The 23,007-nt window shown below is 50.1% G+C and carries 16 protein-coding genes and 1 tRNA gene; 7 read left to right on the forward strand and 10 right to left on the reverse strand.

Going from position 1 to position 23,007, the window contains the following annotated elements; translation table 11 throughout:
• Positions 1–23: 23 nt before the first annotated feature.
• The 6 genes from LHF31_RS08570 to LHF31_RS08595 all read left to right on the forward strand — a co-directional run bounded on the left by LHF31_RS08570 (position 24) and on the right by LHF31_RS08595 (position 8,411).
• A complete protein-coding gene (locus LHF31_RS08570; protein ID WP_303774128.1) occupies positions 24–2,993 on the forward strand; it encodes an ABC transporter permease in 2,970 nt (989 codons plus the stop codon).
• Positions 2,994–3,005: 12 nt separating this feature from the next.
• A complete protein-coding gene (locus tag LHF31_RS08575) occupies positions 3,006–4,046 on the forward strand; it encodes an ATP-binding cassette domain-containing protein (RefSeq protein WP_298006727.1) in 1,041 nt (346 codons plus the stop codon).
• A gap of 13 nt (positions 4,047–4,059) precedes the next feature.
• Positions 4,060–4,797, forward strand: coding sequence for an ABC transporter ATP-binding protein (locus LHF31_RS08580; protein ID WP_298006730.1), 738 nt, complete (start codon positions 4,060–4,062; stop codon positions 4,795–4,797).
• Positions 4,798–4,908: 111 nt separating this feature from the next.
• Positions 4,909–5,973 (forward strand): glycoside hydrolase family 5 protein, encoded by a 1,065-nt coding sequence (locus LHF31_RS08585; protein ID WP_303774129.1) that lies wholly within the window; start codon positions 4,909–4,911, stop codon positions 5,971–5,973.
• 188 nt (positions 5,974–6,161) lie between these two features.
• A complete protein-coding gene (locus tag LHF31_RS08590; protein ID WP_298006115.1) occupies positions 6,162–7,232 on the forward strand; it encodes a lactonase family protein in 1,071 nt (356 codons plus the stop codon).
• Between the two features lie 12 nt (positions 7,233–7,244).
• Complete coding sequence (locus tag LHF31_RS08595; protein ID WP_298006112.1) at positions 7,245–8,411, forward strand: AGE family epimerase/isomerase; 1,167 nt, start codon at positions 7,245–7,247, stop codon at positions 8,409–8,411.
• Between the two features lie 4 nt (positions 8,412–8,415).
• On the opposite strand, the gene LHF31_RS08600 is transcribed toward LHF31_RS08595, so the two are convergent.
• The 9 genes from LHF31_RS08600 to LHF31_RS08640 form a co-directional block, all read right to left on the reverse strand.
• Positions 8,416–10,554, reverse strand: a complete 2,139-nt coding sequence (locus tag LHF31_RS08600) for a glycoside hydrolase family 3 N-terminal domain-containing protein (protein ID WP_298006110.1) — start codon at positions 10,552–10,554, stop codon at positions 8,416–8,418.
• A 118-nt stretch (positions 10,555–10,672) separates the two neighbouring features.
• Positions 10,673–10,748, reverse strand: a tRNA-Asp gene (locus LHF31_RS08605).
• 85 nt (positions 10,749–10,833) lie between these two features.
• On the reverse strand, positions 10,834–11,292 hold the full coding sequence (gene ndk, locus LHF31_RS08610) for a nucleoside-diphosphate kinase (RefSeq protein WP_298006108.1): 459 nt from the start codon (positions 11,290–11,292) through the stop codon (positions 10,834–10,836).
• 16 nt (positions 11,293–11,308) lie between these two features.
• Positions 11,309–14,428 (reverse strand): tetratricopeptide repeat protein, encoded by a 3,120-nt coding sequence (locus LHF31_RS08615; protein WP_298006106.1) that lies wholly within the window; start codon positions 14,426–14,428, stop codon positions 11,309–11,311.
• A gap of 120 nt (positions 14,429–14,548) precedes the next feature.
• Entirely contained in the window at positions 14,549–15,766 is a 1,218-nt protein-coding gene (locus tag LHF31_RS08620; RefSeq protein WP_363324765.1) for a sigma-70 family RNA polymerase sigma factor, read from the reverse strand.
• A 107-nt stretch (positions 15,767–15,873) separates the two neighbouring features.
• Positions 15,874–16,443 (reverse strand): hypothetical protein, encoded by a 570-nt coding sequence (locus tag LHF31_RS08625; protein ID WP_298006100.1) that lies wholly within the window; start codon positions 16,441–16,443, stop codon positions 15,874–15,876.
• A gap of 5 nt (positions 16,444–16,448) precedes the next feature.
• Positions 16,449–17,996, reverse strand: coding sequence for a GldG family protein (locus LHF31_RS08630; protein ID WP_303774130.1), 1,548 nt, complete (start codon positions 17,994–17,996; stop codon positions 16,449–16,451).
• Positions 17,996–18,727 (reverse strand): ABC transporter permease subunit, encoded by a 732-nt coding sequence (locus LHF31_RS08635; RefSeq protein WP_298006094.1) that lies wholly within the window; start codon positions 18,725–18,727, stop codon positions 17,996–17,998. The genes LHF31_RS08630 and LHF31_RS08635 overlap by 1 nt, the downstream gene beginning before the upstream one ends.
• 13 nt (positions 18,728–18,740) lie before the next feature.
• Complete coding sequence (locus tag LHF31_RS08640) at positions 18,741–19,685, reverse strand: ABC transporter ATP-binding protein (RefSeq protein ID WP_298006089.1); 945 nt, start codon at positions 19,683–19,685, stop codon at positions 18,741–18,743.
• Positions 19,686–19,957: 272 nt separating this feature from the next.
• On the opposite strand from LHF31_RS08640, the gene LHF31_RS08645 reads away from it, so the two are divergent.
• Positions 19,958–22,255 carry a sodium-translocating pyrophosphatase gene (locus LHF31_RS08645; RefSeq protein ID WP_303774131.1) on the forward strand — a complete coding sequence of 766 codons (2,298 nt, stop codon included), beginning with the start codon at positions 19,958–19,960 and terminating at the stop codon, positions 22,253–22,255.
• Positions 22,256–22,312: 57 nt separating this feature from the next.
• Here the strand turns inward: LHF31_RS08645 and LHF31_RS08650 are convergent, their stop codons facing one another.
• Positions 22,313–22,981 carry an RluA family pseudouridine synthase gene (locus LHF31_RS08650; protein WP_298008514.1) on the reverse strand — a complete coding sequence of 223 codons (669 nt, stop codon included), beginning with the start codon at positions 22,979–22,981 and terminating at the stop codon, positions 22,313–22,315.
• Between the last annotated feature and the right edge of the window lie 26 nt (positions 22,982–23,007).

The raw sequence follows: 23,007 nt of genomic DNA on the forward strand, positions 1-23,007 counted from the left end.
GCTCGAAACTCCACAGGCTCTTTATGCGAGTCCGTTCCAGTCGAGAGATTGGTGCAAAACAACTTCGTCAGGTAATTACCGGGCTTATCATGGCTCTGCCTGTTCTTCTGGCATCCTGGATTTCAACGGCAAAGGACCTTTTGCTGTCTTTCGCAGCAATGACGATTGTGGTAGTCAAACGATTACGCCACAATCTTGGATTGAGCATGAGTGCCCTGTTGGGAATCGTTGCGGTCCTTGCGATGGTGGTTTGCGTCCCCATCTTTTCTCATGGTGTGTCCAGTGAGGTTTTACAGGCGCAATTAATCGAGCAAGCCCTTACCACTCGACGAAGTTTGTTTAGTTTGCATATGTCTGCCATGGATAAACAGGGAACTGCGCCTTTGAATGTAGATAAGGTGCAGGAAACTACCCGGTTTATCCAGGACAATTCCATGCGATTGATAGGTATCCCTGCACGCACCATCATCATGCGGGTGCAATCTGCCACCATTGGATTAAAACCGCTTACCCCCCGTGGCTCGCTTCCATCGGATCAGCCGTGGATGGTCATGTCGTTTGTTGCTCAGGACAATGTCCCGTCTATGGGAAGGATTGTAGATGGGCGTTGGCCCTTACCTTGCAAAGAGAGTGGGGAACCCATTGAGGTAGCCGTATTGGAAAGCACGGCGGACGAAATGTTCCTCAACGTTGGAGACCGATTCCGGAATGGTCCCCTCGAAATTGTCATTACAGGGATCTGGACGCCGATCAACTCTCAGGACCCTCTCTGGTATGAATTGCCAAAAACGGCTTTTGCTACCGCTCTCTGGATTCCAGCCGAAACCTATCAGGCACGTATGGCGGAGTTCTTTGCCAGACCCGTATTTACTGCTTCGTGGTATGTGATTCTCGATGACCGACGCCTGAATTTTGCAAATGCACCGGAGTACGCCCGCGGGTTGGTACGTTTGGACTCGGAACTGCGGCGGCGGGTTCCTGGGATCACGATAGATTATTCTCCATTAAAAGCATTGCAAGCCTATCAGGAACGGGCAGATGCGCTCACCACAATGTTTTACGCCACGGGGTCTCCCATGGTTGTCCTGGCGCTCTTATTTATCAGTTTGACTGCCTCCATTGCGGTACAGCAATACGAGCAGGAAACAGTGACTTTGCGGGGACGGGGCACTTCCTGGATCAGGATTGCCAGCCTCAATCTGGTGGAGAGCGTGATTCTTGTGGCTGTTTCTGTGATTCCTTCATTATTGCTTGGCTGGATGGCGGCGAATCTGATTGGACATACGGTTTCGTTCTTAAAGTTTGCCTCTCGTCCATCAATTCCTTTTTCCATTCAGGGGATAAACCTGACCTGGTATCTTGTTACCATTGTCATTATTGTCATTGCTCGCTTTCTCCCCGGGGTTTCAGCAAGCCAGATCAGTATTGTCCGACTTAAGCAGGAACAGGGAAGGGGTTCCCGTAAGCCTCTGTGGGAACGGTATTATCTGGATTTCCTGTTATTGCTGCCCGGGATTTACGCTTATATCACCCAAAGCGGGTTTGCCAAACAATTGCGCTTTATTCCCGCGCTGGATCCAGCCGCCAATCCACAATACCGCGATTTGCTTCTTTTTGTTGCGCCAGCGCTGTTTGTCATTGCCCTGTGTATGATTGTCCTGCGTTTTCTGCCTTTACTGGTGCGTTTTCTATCACAGGCTCTGGAAAACATCCCTCAAGTATGGGCGTATCTGGCAATTCAGCAGATTGCTCGCCGTCCCGCCGACTATTCAAGCGCATTGCTTCTGATCATGATTTCGTTAAGTCTGGCAATTTTTTCCGCCTCTACTGCAAAGACGCTGGATCAGTGGACTTATGACTCGATCTATTACCGGGAAGGCACAGACTTTGTCGTTCATGAGTACGCTGTTTCTTCCGGCAATACCTCTTTTTCCGGGTCTTCGACCAGCACGATTTCCGAAGCCGACTTGAACCTGGATAGTTATGTCTCGATGGAAGAGCATCTCAAGTTGCCCGGTGTCGAACATGTTACCCGTGTGGGAAGATACCCGGGTACATTTTCTTATGGGGTTGGGGAGCAAGAATGTATTTTCATGGGGATTGATCGCCTGGATTTCCCCCTGGTAGCCTTTCACCGCAATGACTTTGCCAAAGTATCCTTTGGGGAACTCATGAATGCTCTGGGGTTGGAACCCATGGGGGTTCTGGTGCCAGAAGACCTGGCGGAGAAACTCGGGTTGAAAATCGGCGATACGCTTCTTACCACCGTCAATATCCTCGATCAACGAAATGAACGGGAACTGATTGTGGTGGGTATTTATTCTTATTTCCCCACTGTTTTTCCCGACAAACGCCCGACCCTGGTGGTGAATCTGGATTCCCTTTTTGAACTCCCGGATGAGGTCATCGGGTACGATATCTGGATGAAATTAAAGGGCGACACGGATCTCATTAAACTGCGCCAGGAATTACGATCGCTGGTTGGAGGAGATGGAGCGGTTATTGATGTCAGAGGAAGGGCTTTGGAGAAAATCCGTGAGGAACTTAACCGACCTGAACGTGTGGGACTTTTTGGAGTGTTGAATGTAGGTTTCTTGTTTACAGGCTTGATGCCGGGAATTGGCTTTGTCCTGTATTCTTATGCTTCCCTTCGCCGAAGGTTCATTCAACTGGGAATTTTACAGGCCATTGGTATGTCTCTGAAGCAACTCATCGCCAACCTTATATTAGAACAGACTATTCTGATGGGTGTAGCGATTGTCGTCGGTGCCACAGTGGGATTGGCGAGCAGCGTGTTGTTCATTCCATTTCTCCAGATTTCCGCTTCAGGAGGGCAGACAGTGCCCCCATTTCAAGTGCTGATTGGCTGGGGAGAGGCTTTGGGATTGAGTCTGGCTTTTGCATTGATTCTGGCAATGACGATGGCAGGAACGATTTGGACTCTCATGAGAATGAAGATGTTCCAGGCTGTGAAGATGGGTGAAGCCCTGTAACAGGTGATACATATGCCAAATACGGAACCGTTGATCGTTTGTGAGAATCTGGTCAAAATTTATAAAATCGCTGATCTGGAAGTGGTGGCGCTTCAAGGACTGGATTTGACCGTTCCTCGTAAGGAAATGTTAGGCATTGTGGGGGCTTCAGGGTCTGGCAAAACCACTTTAATGAATATCCTTGGAGGGCTGGATCGTCCGTCTGCGGGGAAGGTGACTGTAGATGGGATTGACCTCTTAAGTCTTTCGGATGAAGCCCTGAATGAATATCAGCGGATGAAGGTCGGTTTTGTCTGGCAACAGACCTCCCGAAACTTAATCCCTTATCTGACCGCTGAAGAAAACATTGAATTGCCCATGATCATGGCTGGAGTCCACCATAAACTACAGCGCAGGGAATGGGCACATGAACTCCTTGAGGCCGTAGGATTGTTTCATCGCCGTCGCCATCGTTTGACCCAACTTTCAGGCGGGGAGCAACAGCGCATTGCCATTGCCGTTGCTCTGGCAAATAAACCGGTTCTCTTGCTGGGGGATGAACCTACCGGCGAAGTTGACTCTGCCACTGCCCAAACCATTATGGATACTTTCAGACGGTTGAAGGAGCAATTAAACCTGACCATCGTTATTGTGACCCACGATCCTCGCGTTGCGGAACAGGTTGATCGTGTGGTAGCCATTCGGGATGGCAAAATTTCCACAGAGACTGTTCGTCAGGTTTCGCAACTGGAGGCTTTAATGGCTGGCGAATCTTCCGGAGAACAGGTCTCGCTGATGCCGTCGCAAGTTTCTTACAGAGAATTTGTGGTGCTTGATTCCGCCGGACGTTTACAGATTCCAAAAGAAATCCGTGAAGAGTTAGGGATCGGGAAAAGAGTTGAAATGGAAATCGAAGACGGCAAAATTATCATCAAACCGGTAGAGGGGGAAGGCGGTGAGTCGCTCAAGAGCTTAAGCATTGAAGAGCAAATTGCGATTCTGTTTTCCGGTGAAAAAGGTCCGCAACCCAAACCTGGAAGTGTCAAAAAATTAAAATGGCTTGGTTGGAAGTAGAAGGAACAGAGTCATGGAAGAAACCAGAATTGCAGATATTCCCGAATCCCTCAAGAATCGTGCTGTGATTGTGAAGGTAAGCGGTGTTACGCGGATTTATGAAGTTGGTTCTTCTCAGGTGATTGCGCTGAAGGACGTCTCGCTGGAGATACCACAAGGGATTTTAGCGGCACTGAAAGGGCGTTCCGGCTCAGGAAAGACCACGTTGCTGAATATGATTGGTGGACTGGATTCACCAACTCAAGGCGAGGTAGAACTCTTCGGAATCAGACTTTCTGAACTGGATGAGGAAGCCAAAACCGAATTAAGAAGACAGAGGCTGGGTTTTGTTTTCCAGTCTTTTGCGATCATGCCTATGTTTTCTGCGGTGGAGAATGTCGAGTTAATGCTGCGGATAGCCAATAAACAGGCGGATAGACACAAACTTGCCATGAGGGCGCTGGAGATCGTTGGGCTGGGTCCCTGGGCACATCATCGCCCCTGGGAACTCTCAGGCGGACAGCAACAGCGGGTTGCCATTGCCCGAGCGCTGGCAACGCGACCGGATTTGATTATTGCAGATGAGCCAACCGGAGAACTGGATAGTACCACCGGAAGACAAATCATGGCGCTTTTCCGTTACATTGCCGTGAAAGAAGGGATTACGGTGTTGATGGCTACCCATGACCCGATGATCGAAGAATACGCTCACATGGTGGTGGATCTGCGGGATGGACAGATCCTTTCCGTCCGTTATCCGAATCCATCATGACCGGATGGTGCGATGAAATCCAGTTTATCCGTGTTCAATCCCCTCGTTGTCATTCTTATGACGTTCCTCGTGAGTGCATGTGCTGGAGTTTTCCCCTCGGAAACGCGGGGTTTGTCAGGTGAAACCGATATTCCACCCATTGAAGGCAACACTTCGGGGACGGTGATGCCCTCCTCAACAGTATCGCGGATAATAACTCCCTCTGCTCCTGATCACACATCTGCCCCTGATCAGTATGCCTTCGAGCAAAATCGCCGGCTGGGTCGGGGGGTTAATCTGGGAAATGCACTGGAAGCGCCCAATGAGGGGGATTGGGGGGTGACGCTCGATGCATCTTTTTTTCAGTTGATTGCCTCAGCGGGTTTTGATAGCGTTCGGATTCCAGTACGATGGAACACTCATGCCTCACTGGATCCACCTTATACAATTGATCCAGACTTCTTTGACCGGGTGGATTGGGCAATTGCACAGGCTTTTAAGAATGACCTGAATGTGATTATCAACATTCACCACTATGAGGAACTCATGGAGACGCCAGATCTCCATTATGATCGCTTTCTGGCGCTGTGGGAACAGATTGCTTTCCATTATCGCACTTACCCCGAATCGTTGTATTTCGAATTACTCAATGAACCTCATGGAGCGCTTAAGCCACTGATCTGGAATGATTATGCTGCAGAAGCCATTCAGATCATTCGCAAATCCAATCCAAATCGCACCATTATTGCCGGATCGGGGAACTGGAACAGCATAGAAGCCTTAGAGTCGCTGATGCTTCCAGAAGAAGAACGTAATCTCATTGTGACCGTCCATTATTATGCTCCTTTCCAGTTTACCCATCAGGGGGCGGAATGGGTTCCCGGGACGGAGAAGTTTCTGGGTACCCGATGGGAAGGAAATGAGCGGGAAAAAAAGGCGATTGACTCCGATTTCGATGTTGCCTTCCGGTGGTCTCAGAAGTATGCCCGTCCGATCTTTTTGGGGGAGTTTGGCGCTTACTCAAAAGCCGATCTGGAATCCAGGCAAAGATGGACGGAATATGTGGCGCGCTCTGCTGAAAGATATGGTTTCTCATGGGCATATTGGGAATTTTGTGCCGGGTTCGGCCTTTATAACCGACAAACTCAACGATGGGTTGAACCTCTCCTTCAAGCCTTAATTCCCGAACAGAAGTGATGGTTCAATTCCCTTTGCAATTAGACTCTATGCTATATTGAAGAGGGAGTAAAAGTGAATTGTGCCTTCCGCAGCACCAACCGGGGTTTGGAATGAAGAAACACACAATCGTTCCTGCAATAATCGCCAAAGCAAGTTTAAGTTAAGGAATATCCAGATTGTTAACCTGATGGGAGACTAAATTAACTATGACACGTTTTGTTTATATTGGAACATATACCCAATCTGATCCATCTGAGTCACATCGTGAAGAAGGCATCTTTGTTTACTGGATGGACCCGGTGACGGGAAGAATGGTCTTTTCTTCTTCGGCTCCCGGCTTGAATCCCTCATTTCTCGCATTTCATCCCAGAAAACGAGTGCTTTATGCTGTCAATGAGTTAATGGAAGGGATGGTAAGTGCGTATGCGATTCATCCGCAGACGGGGGCATTAACCTTTCTGAATGCAAAACCCACTCAGGGGGCTCATCCCTGCTATGTGAGCATAGATCACCGGGGAGAATGGGTGATGTGTGCAAATTACACCGGAGGGAGCATTTCACTTCATCCCATTCTTCCAGATGGATCCTTAGGGGAATTGTCGGATTGGGTGCAACATCAGGGGGTGTTGGGTCCAAATCAAGCCCGACAGGAATCTCCCCATGCCCATTCGATTGACTTTGACCCATCCCGTAATTTTCTCCTTGCCGCAGATTTGGGACTGGATAAAGTGATGCTCTATCGCCTTGATCGGAAACGGGGCAGATTCCTTTACCATGGAGAAATTACGCTACCCCCGGGTTCTGGTCCCCGTCATTTTACATTTACCCGGGACGGCAGGACTCTTTTTGTAGCCAATGAATTGGGAAACACTGTATCCGTTTTTCGCTGGGATTGCGAAAAAGGATTCGCGGAATTAATAGAGACGGTCTCTACTTTGCCCTCCGATTTTTCACAGGAGAATATCGTTGCCGATATTCATTTGTCTCAGGATGAATCTTTCCTGTATGTCTCAAACCGGGGGCATGACAGCCTGGCAATTTTCAGAGTTTTGGATGCGGAAAAGGTGACTCTTTTTCCGGTGGGATATTCAACGGTGGAGGGTTCCTGGCCCCGAAACTTTGGCATTGATCCCACAGGGAGATTCATCGTGGTGGCAAACCAGTATTCCAATCGCGTAGTCCTCTTTCATCGTTATCCTGAAACAGGCAGGGTTGAGCCGGCAGGGATTTCACTGGATGTTCCTTCTCCGGTCTGTATCAAATTTTATGATCTGTAGATGGGAGGAATTATGGAGACATTGAAAACCTTAGCGGGCGAGATGGAGCAGGAAGTCCGGGGCAGGATTCTCCCTTTCTGGATGAATACGGTCAGGGATCCTGACGGGGGATATTATGGGCTGGTCAGCGAGGAGGGGATTCCCGATCCGCATGCTTCTAAAGGGGGAACTTTACAGGCTCGTGTGGTCTGGACGTTTTCTCATGCTTTCCAATTGTGGCATGAGCCTGCCTACCTTGAGGCGGCGCGCCATGGGTGGGAATTCTTCCTGAAGCACATCTGGGATAAGGAGTATGGAGGAATTTACTGGTTGGTAGATTTCAAAGGGCAACCCTTGGATTCGCGAAAACTTATCTTTGCCAATGCATATGCTCTTTATGCAATGAGCGAATACGCAAAGGCTTTTGACGATGCAGTTGCCCTTGAACTTGCTGTTTCCCTCTTCCGGCTTTTGGACAGGGTAGCCTACGACGATCGTTACGGAGGATGGTTTGACGGCTTTGATCGGCAATGGCAACCTTTGTCAGATACCCGGATCTCGCCTCAGGATTTGATGGCGGAAAAATCGATGAACTCTCATCTTCATCTGTTAGAGGCTTTCACCACATTCGCCCGCGTTTGGCGGGATGAGGTATTGCTTTTTCGTCTGAGAGAGTGCATTGACCTGTTTCTGAACAGAATCATGCATCCTGAAAACGACCACTTTCGTTTATTCTTTGATCGAGAGTGGCATCCGCTCAGTGAAGTTGTCTCTTTTGGGCATGATATTGAAGGCAGCTGGTTGCTGGTCGAAGCCGCTGAAGTGCTTGGAGATGAGACCTTGCTGTCTATTGTGAAAGCGCGAGCTCTACAACTGGTTGGGCGGGTTCTGGCTGAGGGTCTGGATGAAGATGGTGCTTTGATGAATGGTGGTCAGAAAGATTGGTGGCTTCAAGCAGAAACCGTTATAGGTTGTGTCAATGCGTATCAAATTTCCGGAGATTCGGAATATTTACGAATTGCTGAAAAGACCTGGCACTGGATTCAAACACATCTGCATCATCCTTCTGGAGAATGGAAATGGGGCACTTCCCGCGACCTTCAACCCCAGCGGCGTCCGCTGGTGGACTTCTGGAAATGCCCCTATCACAACAGCCGAATGTGTTTTGAAGTGATACAGCGAAGTCAAACAGTTGAGTAAAATCTTACCCTGTTACTTCAAAAAAGGCAATGACAGGAGAGGGAGCGCCTAACTCAATCGAACGCTGGATGGGAGCGGCTCCTCCGATGCTGATTTTGAACTTTCCGGGTTCCAGCACAGGCTTTCCTTCGTCGTTTATCATCATCATTGCTTCAGGGGAAACGGTAAAGGAAAGTTGAGCGCTTTGTCCGGGTTTCAATCGAACGCGCTGGAAAGAAATCAGTTTCTGAAGCGGTACAATCGTCGAAGATTCCAGATCGCTGAGGTAAATCTGAACCACTTCTTCCCCCTCATAGTCTCCCACATTTGATAAAGTGAACGAACCTCGCAGGGTTTCCCCGGCCGGTAAAACATCCCGTTCCAGTTGAAGGTTTCGGTACTCAAAACGGGTATAACTGAGTCCAAAACCAAACGGGAAAAGGGGAGGGGTGGTCATATAGCGGTATGTTCTTTCCCGCATGGAATAATCACGGAACGGGGGAAGTTGCTCGGTCGAAACCGGGAAGGTGATGGGTAACCTGCCGGAAGGCACCTGGTTCCCGAAGAGCAGATCTGCAACGGCTTTTCCACCTTCCTGACCTGGATACCCAACCCACAGGATGGCTTCTACCAGATTCTCGATTCCATGTAATGCCATTGGGCTGCCGCCCGTAAGTACCAACACAATCCGGGCGCCAGTAGCGGCGAGATCCCGAATGTATTCCTGTTGAACCGGCGGGAGAGAGATATCTTCTCGGTCTCCGTTGTCAGAAAGGATGGCTTCCCCCTCTTCCCCTTCCAGCAGAGGAGAAAGCCCCATAAACGCAATGACCAGATCAAAAGAAGCCGCTGAGGCAACTGACCAATCGTTTCTAATCTTCTTGGCATGGGTCAGCAAACTTCCTGGCATGAATTCCATTCTTACCCCTTCGGGAAGTCTGCCCACCATGCCTTCAAGGAAGGTGGTCATGGAATCACTTAGCCCATAATAATTTCCTAACAGGACGTGGACGTTCCCGGCGTTGGGTCCTACAATAAGGATGCTCTTAACCTCCGGTTTAATGGGCAGGATTTGATTCCGGTTCTTCAAAAGTACGGCAGATTTCACGGCGGTTTCATATGCCAGATGCTGATGCGCTTCGCAGCCCACCACGCTCATTGGAATGCTTGCATAAGGCACTTTCTCTTGTGGATCGAATAATCCTAATTTGAAGCGCGTACGCAGGGTGTTGCGCAGGGCATTGTCTAAATCTTCTACTGTGATTAAGCCGCGATTCAGGGCTTCGGTCAGATTTTCGTAAGAATACGTGCAGATACAAGCCATGTCACAGCCGCTTTTTATCCCTAAAGCGGCGGATTCGGCACCATCTCTGGTCACTTGATGGTGCAGATGAAAATCACTGATGGCGCCACAATCCGAGACGACATGCCCTTTAAATCCCCATTGATTTCGGAGAATGTCTTTGAGCAGGAATGGACTTCCGCAGCAGGGCTCGCCCAGGGTGCGATTATAAGCCCCCATGACGGTTTCTACTTTTGCTTCAGTGACTAATTTTTTGAATGCCGGTAAATACGTATCGAATAACTCTCTCCGGGTGACCACTGCGTTAAAGGTATGGCGTTCTTTCTCAGGTCCACTGTGGACGGCGTAATGTTTGGCGCATGCGGCAGTCTTCAGATATCGAGAATCTTTTCCCTGTAATCCCCTGACGAATGCCGCTCCCATTTCTCCGGTCAGGTAAGGATCTTCTCCCCAGGTTTCCTGCCCTCTTCCCCATCTTGGATCGCGAAAGATGTTTATATTAGGTGACCACATGGTCAGCCCCTGATAAATCTCGGTTTTCCCAAACTTCCGCAAAGTTTCGTGAAATTTTGCTCTGGCTTCGGTTGCAATGGCATCGGCTACGCGTTCAATCAATTCGGGGTCCCAGGTTGCTGCCATTCCAATGGCTTGAGGGAATACAGTGGCTTTCCCGTTTCGAGCCACACCGTGTAATGCCTCAGACCAGTAATCATAGGCAGGAATGCCCAGCCGCGGAATGGCTGCACAGGAATTGCACATTTGACTGATTTTTTCTTCGAGAGTCATGCGGGAAATGAGATCGTTAACCCGATCATCAATCGGGGCATCTGGATCAAGGTAGAGGGCAAAATGATCACTCATTCGATGTACTCCTCACGAAATGGGATGTATTGATTATAGACCATAGACCCGACAGGATGTTGAAAATTCAGGGGGGATGATAAGAAAAAAACCCTGCCTTTTCAGCAAGGGTCTCTTCTGGCGGGAGCGACGGGATTCGAACCCGCGGTCTCGGCCTTGACAGGGCCGCATGTTAACCGCTACACCACGCCCCCGAACGCGCTATAGTTTATCATGGTCGGTCAGCCCTGTCAAGAAAATCACAAAAAAGAAACCGGGGAAACCCGGTTCCTTCTCAAACTATCCGTTGCTTTCAAAAATCCACCGGTCAATCTCCCGTTCCCAGGAGACCATTTCCTCTGGTTGGAACCACAAATTAATTTCAGCCTCAGCATTCTCCAGAGAATCAGATGCATGGGTTAAGTTGCGGCTAACCGTCAGCCCAAAATCATGTCGAATGGTGCCGGGGGAGGCTTCGTAAGGGCGGGTGGCTCCCATGGTTTGCCTGACCACAGCCACCGCATTGGGACCTTCCCACACCATTGCCATCACCGGCGCTGAGGTGATGTACTGAATTAATCCCTCGTAAAAGGATTTTCCCTTATGCACGGCGTAATGCTCTTCAGCCAGGTCACGACTGACCTGTAAAAACTTGGCTCCTACGAGTTTCAGACCGCGTCTTTCCAGCCGGGAAATGACTTCACCGATCAGACCTCTCTGGACGCCATCCGGTTTCACCAATACAAATGTCCGTTCCACAAAACCTCCAAAGTGTTTAATGTAGGTATTCTTCTGCCTTGGTATAGGCTTCCAACGCTCTGGCGACTTGATCAGCGCGGAAGTACGCGTCGCCCAATGTCTGCCAGAGGGTTGCTTCACGAGGATGAACTTTTAGAGCCTCTTCAATTTCCCAGATTAACTTTTCCAGGTCTTTGCCTTCTTGAATCAGCAAGGAATATGTATCCACTGCACTGGAGATGTTTCCTGCCTGTATCGCTGCCCATGCAGGCGAAGGCTCGCCTTCACCCGCGTACTTTACTTCTGCTGTGGGGGTAATCTCTGAAGCGGGTGTGGTTTCTTCCGGTTGCAGGGCTGGAGGCTCTTCCCGAGTGATGGTTGGCACTGGCTCGTGTTCTTCCGGAGTCACACGCAGCCAATCTGGTAAGGCTTCATCTGGCACTTCTTCAGGGTTGATTTCCAGGCTGGGCGGTTCCCAAACAGGTGGTTGCGCTTTCTGTTCTTCTTCATAAGACCGCAGCCATTCCGGAATTTCCACTTCTTCTTTTTGTTCTTCGGCTACTGGCAGTTGCGTCTCCGCTACAGGAATTTCTGGAAGTGCCTCTTCAGGTATCCATTCTGCTTCGGGTTCTTCCTTCATGGAAACCGGAGGAGTTTCTTCTGCCTCTTCCAGAGTCTCCTCTATGACACTTTCAGGGATGGGAGGAACTTCAGGACGTTCTTCTTCTGGAGTGAATAAGGTCCCTTCCTGAGCCCCTTGACGGGCAGCAAGGCTTTCCAGCCATGCAAAGGCTTCATCAGGAGACATCTCTTCCAGAGTTTTTTCTCCCTTTGCGGGTGGTATTTCCTCCCTCTCTGTTGTGATGGCAGAGGGTTGAACCTCTTCGGGGAGTTCAATCTCGGAAACCGCGGAGGATTCTGCTTCTTGTAGTTCTTCTTTGATCCAATCCGGAGGGATTTCCTGACGTTGCTCCGGTGGAGTGATGGTCAGCGTTTCCGGTTCAGCCCCCTGACGGGCGGCAAGCGCTTCCATCCATGCCAGGGCAGCATCTATATCCGAAAGATCCGGAGACTGCTCTGTTGCTTCACCCACCGATGAAATTTCTGCTGTTTGCTCCGGAATGGTGACCTCTGCTTCACCGGCAATTAATTCAGTCCATTGTTCAGTGGGAGTTTCAGGCTCCTGGGTGGAGAGAGTGACTTTCTCTTCCGCAACCGGTTCCTCATGAATTTGTTCCTTGAGCCAGTCAGGAATTTCTTCCTTCCGTTGCTCAGGCGACGAGATGGTTAACGTTTCCTCAGGCGCACCCTGACGGGCTGCCAGGGCTTCCATCCATGCCAGTGCCGCCTCCAGATCTTCAGGCGGGGTCTCGGACAGGGAAATATCCTGCTGAGCCAGTGGAGAGGATTCTCCATGAGGTGGTGTTTCTTCTACTACAGAAGATGGAGCCTCTTCTATTGCAGCAAGCCATTCAGGTTCCTGTTCTGTCTCTTCGGAGGGTTGAGGGGTGGGGAATTCTTCACTCTCGGAGAGCCATAAGGTTGCTTCAGGTTGTTGCTCTGTTAATGGCGGAGTGGGCTCTTCACTGACCGGTGCCAGGGTTTCAAGCCATTCTGGAGAAATCTCCTCAGTCGCTGAAGGGATTCCCGGTGCTTCACTGCCTGGAAACTCTCCAGGAGTGGAAGATTTCAGCCATTCTGGCAACTCTTCTTCTTCCTTGACGTCTGCAGTTGGTGTGCTTTCCATTACTTTGAGCCAGTCTGGAAGTTCTTCTTCGCCTGTAGAAAGCGTGCTTTCAGGCAAAGTGGCTTCTGATCGCATCCAGTCAGGAATGGCTTCTGAATCAAATCCGGTTTCTTCGCTCCCTTCAGGCTTTGGGAATGGCTCTTGCGGGAACATCCACTCAGTAGATAGAAGTTCTTCCGTTCCCTCGGGCTTGACTTCTGGAGATGGTGGAGGAAGAATCTCTTCGAGCCAGTCCAGACGTTCTTCTTCGACGGGAGGTGGTTCGGGGGTTTCGCTGATCTCTTCTTCAACCGAAGGTTTTAAGGACTTCAGCCAGTCGGGAATTTCTGCTTCAACCGGTTCTGCCTCTGTCTCAAGGATCTCTTCTTCTTCAAAACCGCCGATCAAGGTGCCCTGTTCCGCCTCAAGGTTTTCACCCTCAGAAGGCATCCACCCCGCAGATTTGAGGAAATCGGGCAGGATTTCTTCCGGAGATGAAGGAGGTGTAACTGCAGGCGTTGGTGATGGAGGTGCAGACGTCTCTGCAGGCTGAGCCAGAGCATTGAGCCAGTCGGGAAGTTCCTCTTCCTGGCTGGCGGTTTCCCATTCGACCCCGATGGTTTTTGCCCAATCGGGCGCGGCTTCTTCCACCATCGAAGGTGCCCAGTCCAGATGTTCCACCATCACGGTTTGCTCGGGTACCTGATCACTGGTAGGAGCATTGGGAGAGATGAATCCCAGATACGGATCCAGTGCCAGTAAACGCTGTTTGAAGAGAGGGGCATCTCCCGCTCGACTGGTTTCGGGGAGTACTTCGACGAGGATTCGGTTGGCTTCGTAACAATAAGGGAGTTTGCTGATGAGAGAGGAGGCTACCTCTGCCGCTTCAATTTTCTGTCCTGAAAGGAAGTACATTTTTGCCAGCAGGACAAGTAAATCCAGACGGGCGCCATCCTCCGCAAGTGCAGCGCGAATTTCGGCTATGGCTTGAGGATAGAGGTTGCCGCGGTCATACATGCGTACCAGCGCCCCACGGGTCAAACGGATACGGGGAGGTTCAACTCCGTCGCGTCTTCCATACAGACGTCGCAACTCATCCTGAACGGCGCGATTAAAGGGCTGAACTTCGTATGCCCTTTCCATGTGCCAGATGGCGGCGTCCAGATTTCCTTCGTCTTCTCGGATAATGCTCATTCCAAGGTGAGCGATGAAATCATCGGGAAACACGGATAAGATGCGCTGCAGAATATCCAGAGCCTCGGTGTATCGTTGACTTTCCAGGTAAGCCTTCGCCAGCAGGCGATAGGCTTCAATATACTTAGGAAACTGTTTCAGAATGTTTTTCGCGTGTGCAATGGCTTCTTCTATCTGTCCGTGTTCGATTAAATTTTCTACTTCACGGGCGTAGGCGCGCAGAGGTATTCTCGCCATATACCCTCCCTTCCAGACTTAAGTATGCAATAAACCTGTGGATTGTGCAAGTTATGCATGAAAAATATTCCCCACGCCTTATTGTGCCAAAGCGTGGGGAAGCGTTTCAGTTTGAATGGGCTAATCGCCAAGATAGTCTCGCAATTTTCGCCGAATGGAGGGGTGACGGAGGCGGCTAAGGGCTTGGGCTTCAATTTGACGGACACGCTCGCGCGTCACACCCATTTTCCGTCCGACTTCTTCTAGAGTGTAGGCTTGCCCGTCCAGCAACCCATACCGCAATTGAAGAATCCGAACTTCTCTGGGTGGTAGGGTATTCAACACCTCTTCCAGGTGCTGGCGGAGCAGATTGTAGGTGGCGGTGTCGTCCGGAGGGGGGGCTTCTTCGTCTTCGATGAAGTCCCCAAGGACGGAGTCCTCTTCGTCATCGGTAGGGGTTTCCAGAGATAGAGGACGTCGAGCCACCTGAATCATATTTTCCACTTTGCGCGGAGGGACATCCAGTGCCTCAGCCAGTTCTTCAACGGTAGGTTCGCGCCCGAGTCTTTGTGTGAGTTGATGCTGCACGCGCAGCAACTTGTTGATTTGATCTCCCATATGCACGGGAACGCGTATCGTGCGTCCCTGATCGGCTATAGCGCGAGTGACTGCCTGGCGAATCCACCAGGTAGCGTAGGTGCTGAACTTGTGTCCGCGGCGGTAATCAAATTTCTTGGTAGCGCGGATCAAGCCGATATTGCCTTCCTGAATTAAATCCAGGAACGGAACACCTCTTCCCATGTATTTCTTGGCAACGCTGATGACCAGGCGTGAGTTCGCCGTAATGAGATGTTCGCGCGCCGCCCAGCCGTCTTCAATAAGACGGCGTAATTCCTGGCGTCGTTTGGGGCTGACGTTCCCGCGTGCCAGTTCTTCACGTGCCATGCGTCCCCGCTCAATGCGCTGAGCCAGTTCAACCTCTTCTTCGGCGGTGAGCAGGGGAACACGGCTGACCTCTTTCAGGTATAACCCGATCGTGTCATCCGTATCAATGTTAGCCAGGTCATCTAAGACAAGAGATTTATCCTCTTCCCCTTCTTCAATGGCTTCTTCTTCGTGCGCTTCCAGTTCTTCTTCGGCTGGTTCTTCAACAATCTCATCCTCTAAATAGGGAATACCAGCACTCATCAGAGCGGCAAAAGCCTCTTCCAGTTGCTCAACATCTTGCTCGGCTTCCGGGAAGAAATGCAAAATATCGTCTATGGTGACGTACGATTTTTGCCGTCCCAGATCAATTAACCGGGCAATTACAGGATATTCTTCATCTTCATCTACTACATTAAGTAATGCATCATCCATTGTCACAGTCATACACCTCTTTCCGAGATGGAATATTTCAAATAAGCCATTAATTCAGAATACATGTTTTTCAGATTAATTTCAATACCCGTTAAAGGATTTCAGGTTTATGGCGAAGAGAGGGTATTTTCAGGTGTAGGAGTGTCTGGTAAAGCCACATCAAAACCCTGAAAAACTGCCTCTATCGCATAACGGCTCACTACAATCGGGGCATTATCCTGTACCTTTACATAGTACCCGTTTCCCGTTGGGGTTAACCCGCCAATCCGAATTTCAAGTTTTTTCCCCGACCTTGATTCAAGCAGGATTGTTTGCCCGGGATTTACCAGATACAAACTCTCCAGGGAGTAATCGGCTGGTAACTCTGCGAGAATTCGGGTGGCTAATAATTCTGAAAGCAATTGTTCTACTCTTCCGGCGGGAACGAGCCCAACCCCTTGATTCATCCACTGTCCATCTGTTTGTTTGACCAGATCTGTGGTCCCGCCAATGGCACGAATCAGGGTGGCTCTGGTAATTTCCTCCAAACTCCAATCCTGAATCATGCGAGGAGTAGCAGTCGGTTCTGGCGTTTGAGAGACAGACAACGGAGCGTTTGGTGTCTTGGTGAGAAGGATTACCAGAACCGCAACGATAAGAAAGATTGCGAAGACAACCCAGGTTGATCGGCGAATCATGGCTTTTACCCTCTGCGGCGACGTTGAATCCAGACCATGATCCCGGCAATCAGGGTCAGCCCGGGAATCACAAAGACGGTAGTCAGCAAGATAACCCCCAGCGTGATGTTATTCCGAAGGATGAGAATGCGCTGAGTGGTTTTCTTGGGGGTCAGGTTGATGAGATTTTCCTGTTTTGCTGCCCAGTCAATACTGTTGATCAGGAAATCCCCATTGCCGTACTGGGCATAATTCCGATCGCTGGCAAAATCGGAATCGCCGATGACCACCACGCGGGCGCCGGTTTTCGCGTTGGTTGCCGCAATGGCTAACCCGATGGGACCAGGTATATCTTGTTCCTGGTTGAAAGCGGCCTGATTGTTTTTCAGAGAAACAAAGTCGGTTTCTGCCCAGGAATTCTGTGCTGTTTCGGTCAGAATAAAGGATTGTACGTCCGTCCCTTCAATTTGAACTGGAGAGATGCTTCGCGCAGAAGGCATGACCACTGCCAGATTGTACATGCGCTCGGTGATCGGGTGCTGAGCATACTTGGCAGAAACGGCAACGCTTGGCGGATTGTAGTTAAGGTCAATCACCATGTCTTTTCCCAGTCGAATACCCCATTGTTTTTCGAGGTAGGTAGCCAGGGGGTCTTCCGCATCCCCAAACTGGGTGACAATGGTAGGCTCTGCCAGATAAATTAATGATCCACCACGATCCAGATAAGCCTGAATCAAGGTCATTTCTTCCGTGGAGATAGGTTTGTCTGGACCGGCAATAATCAGTGCCAGTGCATCTTCTGGAATGTTTCTGGTTGCCAGAAGATTTAATGTGTTAACAGTATAGTTCTTGGCGCTTAACAGGCTCTTGATTTCCGAGTAAGAACGATCACCAGAATCTTCCGGACTGTATTCCCCGTGTCCACTCAGGAAATAAACGGTACGCTGCCCAGGATTTGCAAGCCGAACCAGTGCACTGGTAATGTCGGTTTCACTGGCATAGGTAACCTGCTCGGAGCGTCCGCCTTGTTTCAATACAATGGTTCCATCCCGGCTGACATTTGCCGAGCGAGCCCGAACAGGATCTTTTTCGGGGTCAATAAACTCATAAGTAAATTTCCCGTTGGAATTGTATTGATAACTTTCCAGTAAATCCTGTGCTGTTGTAGCAGGGAAACGGCTGCTGTAATACGCCTCGGCAACCACAGGCTCCTTGAGCGATTTCAGTGTTTCCAGGGTTTCTTTTGCCAGGGTATGTTGTTGATCTTCGGTCAAATCCCAGCGAGGGGCTCGTGTATAAACCAGATAATTGAGCGCAATCAGAATCCCGGTAAACGCCAGCGCCAGTACAAAAGCATTACTGCTGTAGCGGGCTTGCCGTCCGGTGAGAAGTTCACGGGTTTTTTGAGGATCCAGTAACACAAAGAGCGCCAGCCCAATAACAATCATCGCAAGGCTGACTTGCACTTCCAGGGTGAAAGAGCGATGCACAATCGCAAACCCAATGGCGCTAAGAGTTGCCAATAGCGCAAGGATTAATCCAACCGGAGCATATTTGCGGATAGAGGAGTTCATTATCGCCACCTCCGGGATTCAACTGAAATGGAACCAAGGAAAAGTGCCAGCGCAATCAGACTGAGGAAATACACCACGTCTTTCAGGTCAATGATGCCTCGATAAAAAGTGGGATAGAAGTGTTCACTGATATCGAGATACGATAGCAGGGAAGGTCCCAGCGCGCCACTGGCGGTTGAAGGATATCCAATCATCCACAGGACCAGTAAAATCCCCAGCGTGGTGAAGAAAGCCGCAATTTGATTGCTGAACAGGGTACCAACGGCTACTCCAATGGCGGCAAATGCTGCCACCATTAAAAACAACCCCAGATACCCGCTGACCAGTACTCCCTGATCAATCCCCGGGTCAACCAGACGGTTCAGGATGATTGGATATACCCATGTCACCAGCAGAATGGTGAGGATAAACCCCATCGAACCCAGCCATTTTCCAATCACCAGTTCCCAGTCTCGAACAGGGGCAGTGAGCAGTAATTCCAGGGTTCCGGTGCGTTGTTCATCAGGAAGTGCACGCATGGTAATTGCCGGGGTAGTGAACAGGAAGATGGTTGCCAGAGGACCGAGAATCACCTGCACTCCTGGCGCATACTGCTGGTAAGCGGCGGATAATATGGTGGCGTAAAACAATACGCCCATGATGAGAAAAACGGCAAGGGCTATAGCATAAGCCACCGGACTAACAAAAAATTGCTTGAATTCTTTTCGGGCAATGATCCAGATATTGCGCATCTCCCTGCCTCCGTTATTTCTGGCTCTCGATAACCCCTGCTGGCTCTTCTCGAGTTAATTTAAGGAAAATTTCTTCCAGGCTGAGGTTAATGTTTTGTATCTGGAGCAAATCGAACCCTGCCTGGATGAGTGTTTTGGCTACTGCTGGGCGCACTTCTTTCCCTGGAAGGGTTTCAAATTCAAGGCTGTCCTGATTCCGCAACTGGACTCGAATCACTCCGGGAATGTGTTCAATCAGCGGGAGAACTTCTTGCGCATCTCCGCGAATCTGAATGAACACCCGTTGTGAACCGGTTAGTCTTGCCTGAAGCTGTTCCGGGGTATCTTCAGCAACGATATGCCCGTTGTTAATAATCAGGACCCGATCACATACCTGTTGCGCTTCCGGCAAAATGTGGGTGGATAACAGAACAGTTTTATCCTTCCCAATTTCCCGAATTAATTGACGGAAGTTAACTACCTGCCCGGGATCCAGCCCAATGGTTGGCTCATCCAGAATCAGGACTTCGGGTTTGTGAATCAGTGCCTGTGCCAGTCCAAGGCGCTGGCGCATGCCTTTGGATAAGGCGCCTACGTAACTGTTCGAGCGCTCACTTAATTCAACCTGTTCAAGCGTTTCTTTAATCCGGTTTTCGAGATGGGAAACTTTTCTCAAACTGCCCATGTATTCGAGGTATTCATAGACCGTCATATCGGCGTACAATGGGACAGTTTCGGGAAGATATCCAACGATCCGGCGGACCTCTAAAGAGTTTTCAATAACGTCATACCCGCCAATTTCCACGCTACCGGAAGAAGGCGGCATAAAGCCGGTCAAGATCCGCATGGTGGTTGTCTTTCCTGCACCATTGGGTCCCAGAAAGCCTAAAATTTCACCCTTGCGAGCGTTAAAAGTAAGGTTTTCTATAGCCCTGCGATTTCCATAATCTTTGGTCAAAGCGTTTGCGCGGATCATCATAAACTGGACTCTCCTTATCAATTCCCATGCAGGCGACGAGCGGAAACCATGTTCCGCTCATCTACACAGGGCAAATATCCGCCCTTGAAAAAGCCGCATCATTTTATACAACAAATTGAAAGGCAAAGTCAATAGGCTTTCAAAATTCTAATCTTCTGCTAATGTTTATTGCCTGTTTTCCCAAAATTCGTGTAAAATGAACGAGATTTTTGCCCCCTCTGATTTAGATTTACACCCATAATTGAATCAGTTTAGTCACATCAGGAGGTAGTATGGATATCTTTGGGATGGGCACCCGACATGGGCTTTCTGCATTTGAGCAGGTGGCTGTGTTGGGCGTCGTCGTTACGGCTTTCTTGAGCCTGTTGTATGCATGGTTGCTTCGCGGCAATGTCCTGAATAAGGACAAGGGCTCTCAAAAGATGCAGGATGTCTGGGAGACGATTCGCATCGGGGCTGATTCATATCTGCAGCAACAACTCCAGCGAATTCTTCCCGCCATCTTGTTGTTGACGGTAGCCCTTTTCCTGAGTGTGTATGTGGTTCCGCCCAGCAAGGAAGCGCTTGAGGAGTTCCCTCAGAACACTCAGATTATTGTAGCGATTGGGCGCACAGTTGCATTTATTATGGGGGCAAGTTTCTCTTTGATTGTAGGTCAGTTGGGCATGCGCATGGCTATCCAGGCAAGTGTCCGCGCTGCCTCTGCTGCGCGCCGCAGTTTCAATGAAGCGCTTTCCATTGCTTATTATGCCGGCACCATTACAGGCATGTTGACAGATGGGCTGGGGCTGTTCGGTGGAACGGTCATTTTCATTATTTTTGGGAAGGCGGCTCCAGATGCTTTACTGGGCTTTGGGTTTGGCGGCACCCTCCTGGCGCTGTTCATGCGCGTGGGTGGTGGTATCTACACCAAAGCCGCTGATGTAGGCGCTGACCTGGTCGGAAAAGTAGAGAAAGACATTCCAGAAGACGACCCGCGCAATGCCGCTGTTGTGGCTGACCTTGTGGGAGACAATGTCGGTGACTGCGCCGGTATGGCGGCAGATATCTTTGAGAGTTACGAAGTCACCATCGTTTCAGCATTGATTCTGGGTCTGGCATTGCTGGCTGAGACTGGCGAACTTAAATGGATTGTCTATCCTCTCATTATCCGGGCAATTGGGGTCATCAGTTCCATTATCGGAACGTTCACTGTGCCTATCTGGGAAAAATTCCCCATTAAGTTCCTGCGTGCCCATGACGCTGAAGAAGCCATGTTCCGTTCTTATGAGGTATCCAGCGTTAACACCATCATCTGGGCTTTCGTGTTGGCGCTGGTATATGCACATGACTGGCGTCTGGGCGCTCTGACCACACTGGGTGTCGGTCTGGCGGTTGCCTTCAATCCCCTCACGTCCTATTTCACGGCTACACGGAAAGAACCTGTGCAGGAAATCATTAAATCCACTCGCTTTGGTCCTGCTACTACCATTTTGAGTGGCATGGCAGTGGGTATGGAATCCAGCGTGTGGGCGCTGTTGGTGATTGTGGTTTCATTTGTGCTCTCTTTGCTGATCTACGGAGCCGAGGGTTCGTTGTACGTTTTGTACGCCATTGCGATGGTTGGCATCGGCATGCTGAGCCACACCGGTAACAACGTTGCCATGGATTCCTATGGCCCCATCTCCGATAACGCCAACGGGATTGGCGAAATGGCATGGCACGATCTGGATGATGAGACCACCCGGAAAGCCCGCCAGATCATGGCGGATCTGGATGCTGTAGGAAACACCACCAAAGCCATCACCAAAGGCATTGCCATTGCCTCGGCGGTCATTGCGGCAGTTTCGTTGTTCTTCTCTTTTATCACCGATGTTTCCCGTGTTCAAGTTAATCTTGGAGTGGAACCCTTACAGGCAATCCGAGTCTCCGATACCGCGGTATTCATCGGATTTTTGCTGGGTGGTGCCTTACCATGGTTGTTCAGTTCACTTTCCATCCGCGCGGTGTCCCGCGCTGCAGGGCAGATTGTTGAGGAAGTGCGCAACCAGTTCCGTGTTCCAGGAATTATGGAAGGAACAGTGAAACCCGACTATGCCCGTGTGGTGGGAATTTCAACCGCTTCAGCGCAAAAGGAACTGATTCCTCTGGCAACCATTTCTGTCCTGATGCCTTTGGTCGTTGGATTGATTTTGAAGGTGGAAGCCCTGGGAGGTTTTCTTGCTGGCGTCATCCTCAGCGGGCAATTGCTGGCAGTATACATGGCGAACGCAGGTGGTGCCTGGGATAACGCCAAGAAGGGCATCGAAGATGAGCCGCGCGATCTGGAAAAGAATACGGGGAAAGGCTCTGAGCGCCACAAAGCCGGTGTGGTAGGCGATACGGTTGGCGATCCTCTGAAAGATACCGCCGGTCCGGCGCTTAACCCGATGATCAAAGTGGTCAATCTGGTGAGCCTGATTGCGGCTCCGCTCATCGTTCAGGCAGAAGCCAGTGTTATCCGCTGGGTGATTGCAGCGATTTTCATCGCCGGTATCATATGGGCGATTGGTCAAAGCAAACGCCCCGCCAAATTGATCCAGGGGGAATAACCAGCCAAAGCGGTACAAGGAAATTACCGGAGCATCTTTATAAGGATGCTCCGGTTTTTATGTTGATAGAAGGTCAGATAAATCCGGAGGCAAAGGCGCTGAAAAGGTAACTATCCTGGAGGAATGCGGATGGGTAAATGTGATTGAATGAGCGTGAAGGGCTACTCTCTTGAGCACAGGTAAATCTTCTTCCTTAGGGGGAATGACCGGACAGGTAGAAGGGACGCGATACAGCCGGTCTCCGAGCAACGGGTAGCCTGTGGAGGAAAGGTGTGCCCGAATCTGATGGGTATATCCGCTGTGGGGGTGAACTTCCACCCAGGTGTAGAAAGGATATCGAGAAAGAACCCGAACATAAGTTTCTGCAGGCTTCCCATGCTCCCATTCCACAACAGTACGGTGCTTACGGTCGCCATTCACTCTCAATGGCAATTGAATCAGAATTTCATCCCATTCCGGCGTGCCGGCACAGATAGCGTGGTAAATTTTATGCACCTTGCGCTCAGCAAACTGGCGATCCAGTATGCGGTGGGCTTCGGGTGTACGTGCCAGTACCATGACCCCGCTGGTCTCTTTGTCCAGGCGATGTACCATCCACAATTTGCCGTAAGCCGGTTCCAGAACGGACTGGACGGTTGGCAGTTGCGGTTGGTAACCGTCCCGAACACTCAACAATCCGGCGGGTTTAGAGATAACCACAATCCAGTTATCCTGGTAAAGAATCATATTCTTATTATAAAGTCTGATCCCGG

Source organism: Anaerolinea thermophila (assembly GCF_020723905.1).
Lineage (GTDB): Bacteria > Chloroflexota > Anaerolineae > Anaerolineales > Anaerolineaceae > Anaerolinea > Anaerolinea thermophila_A.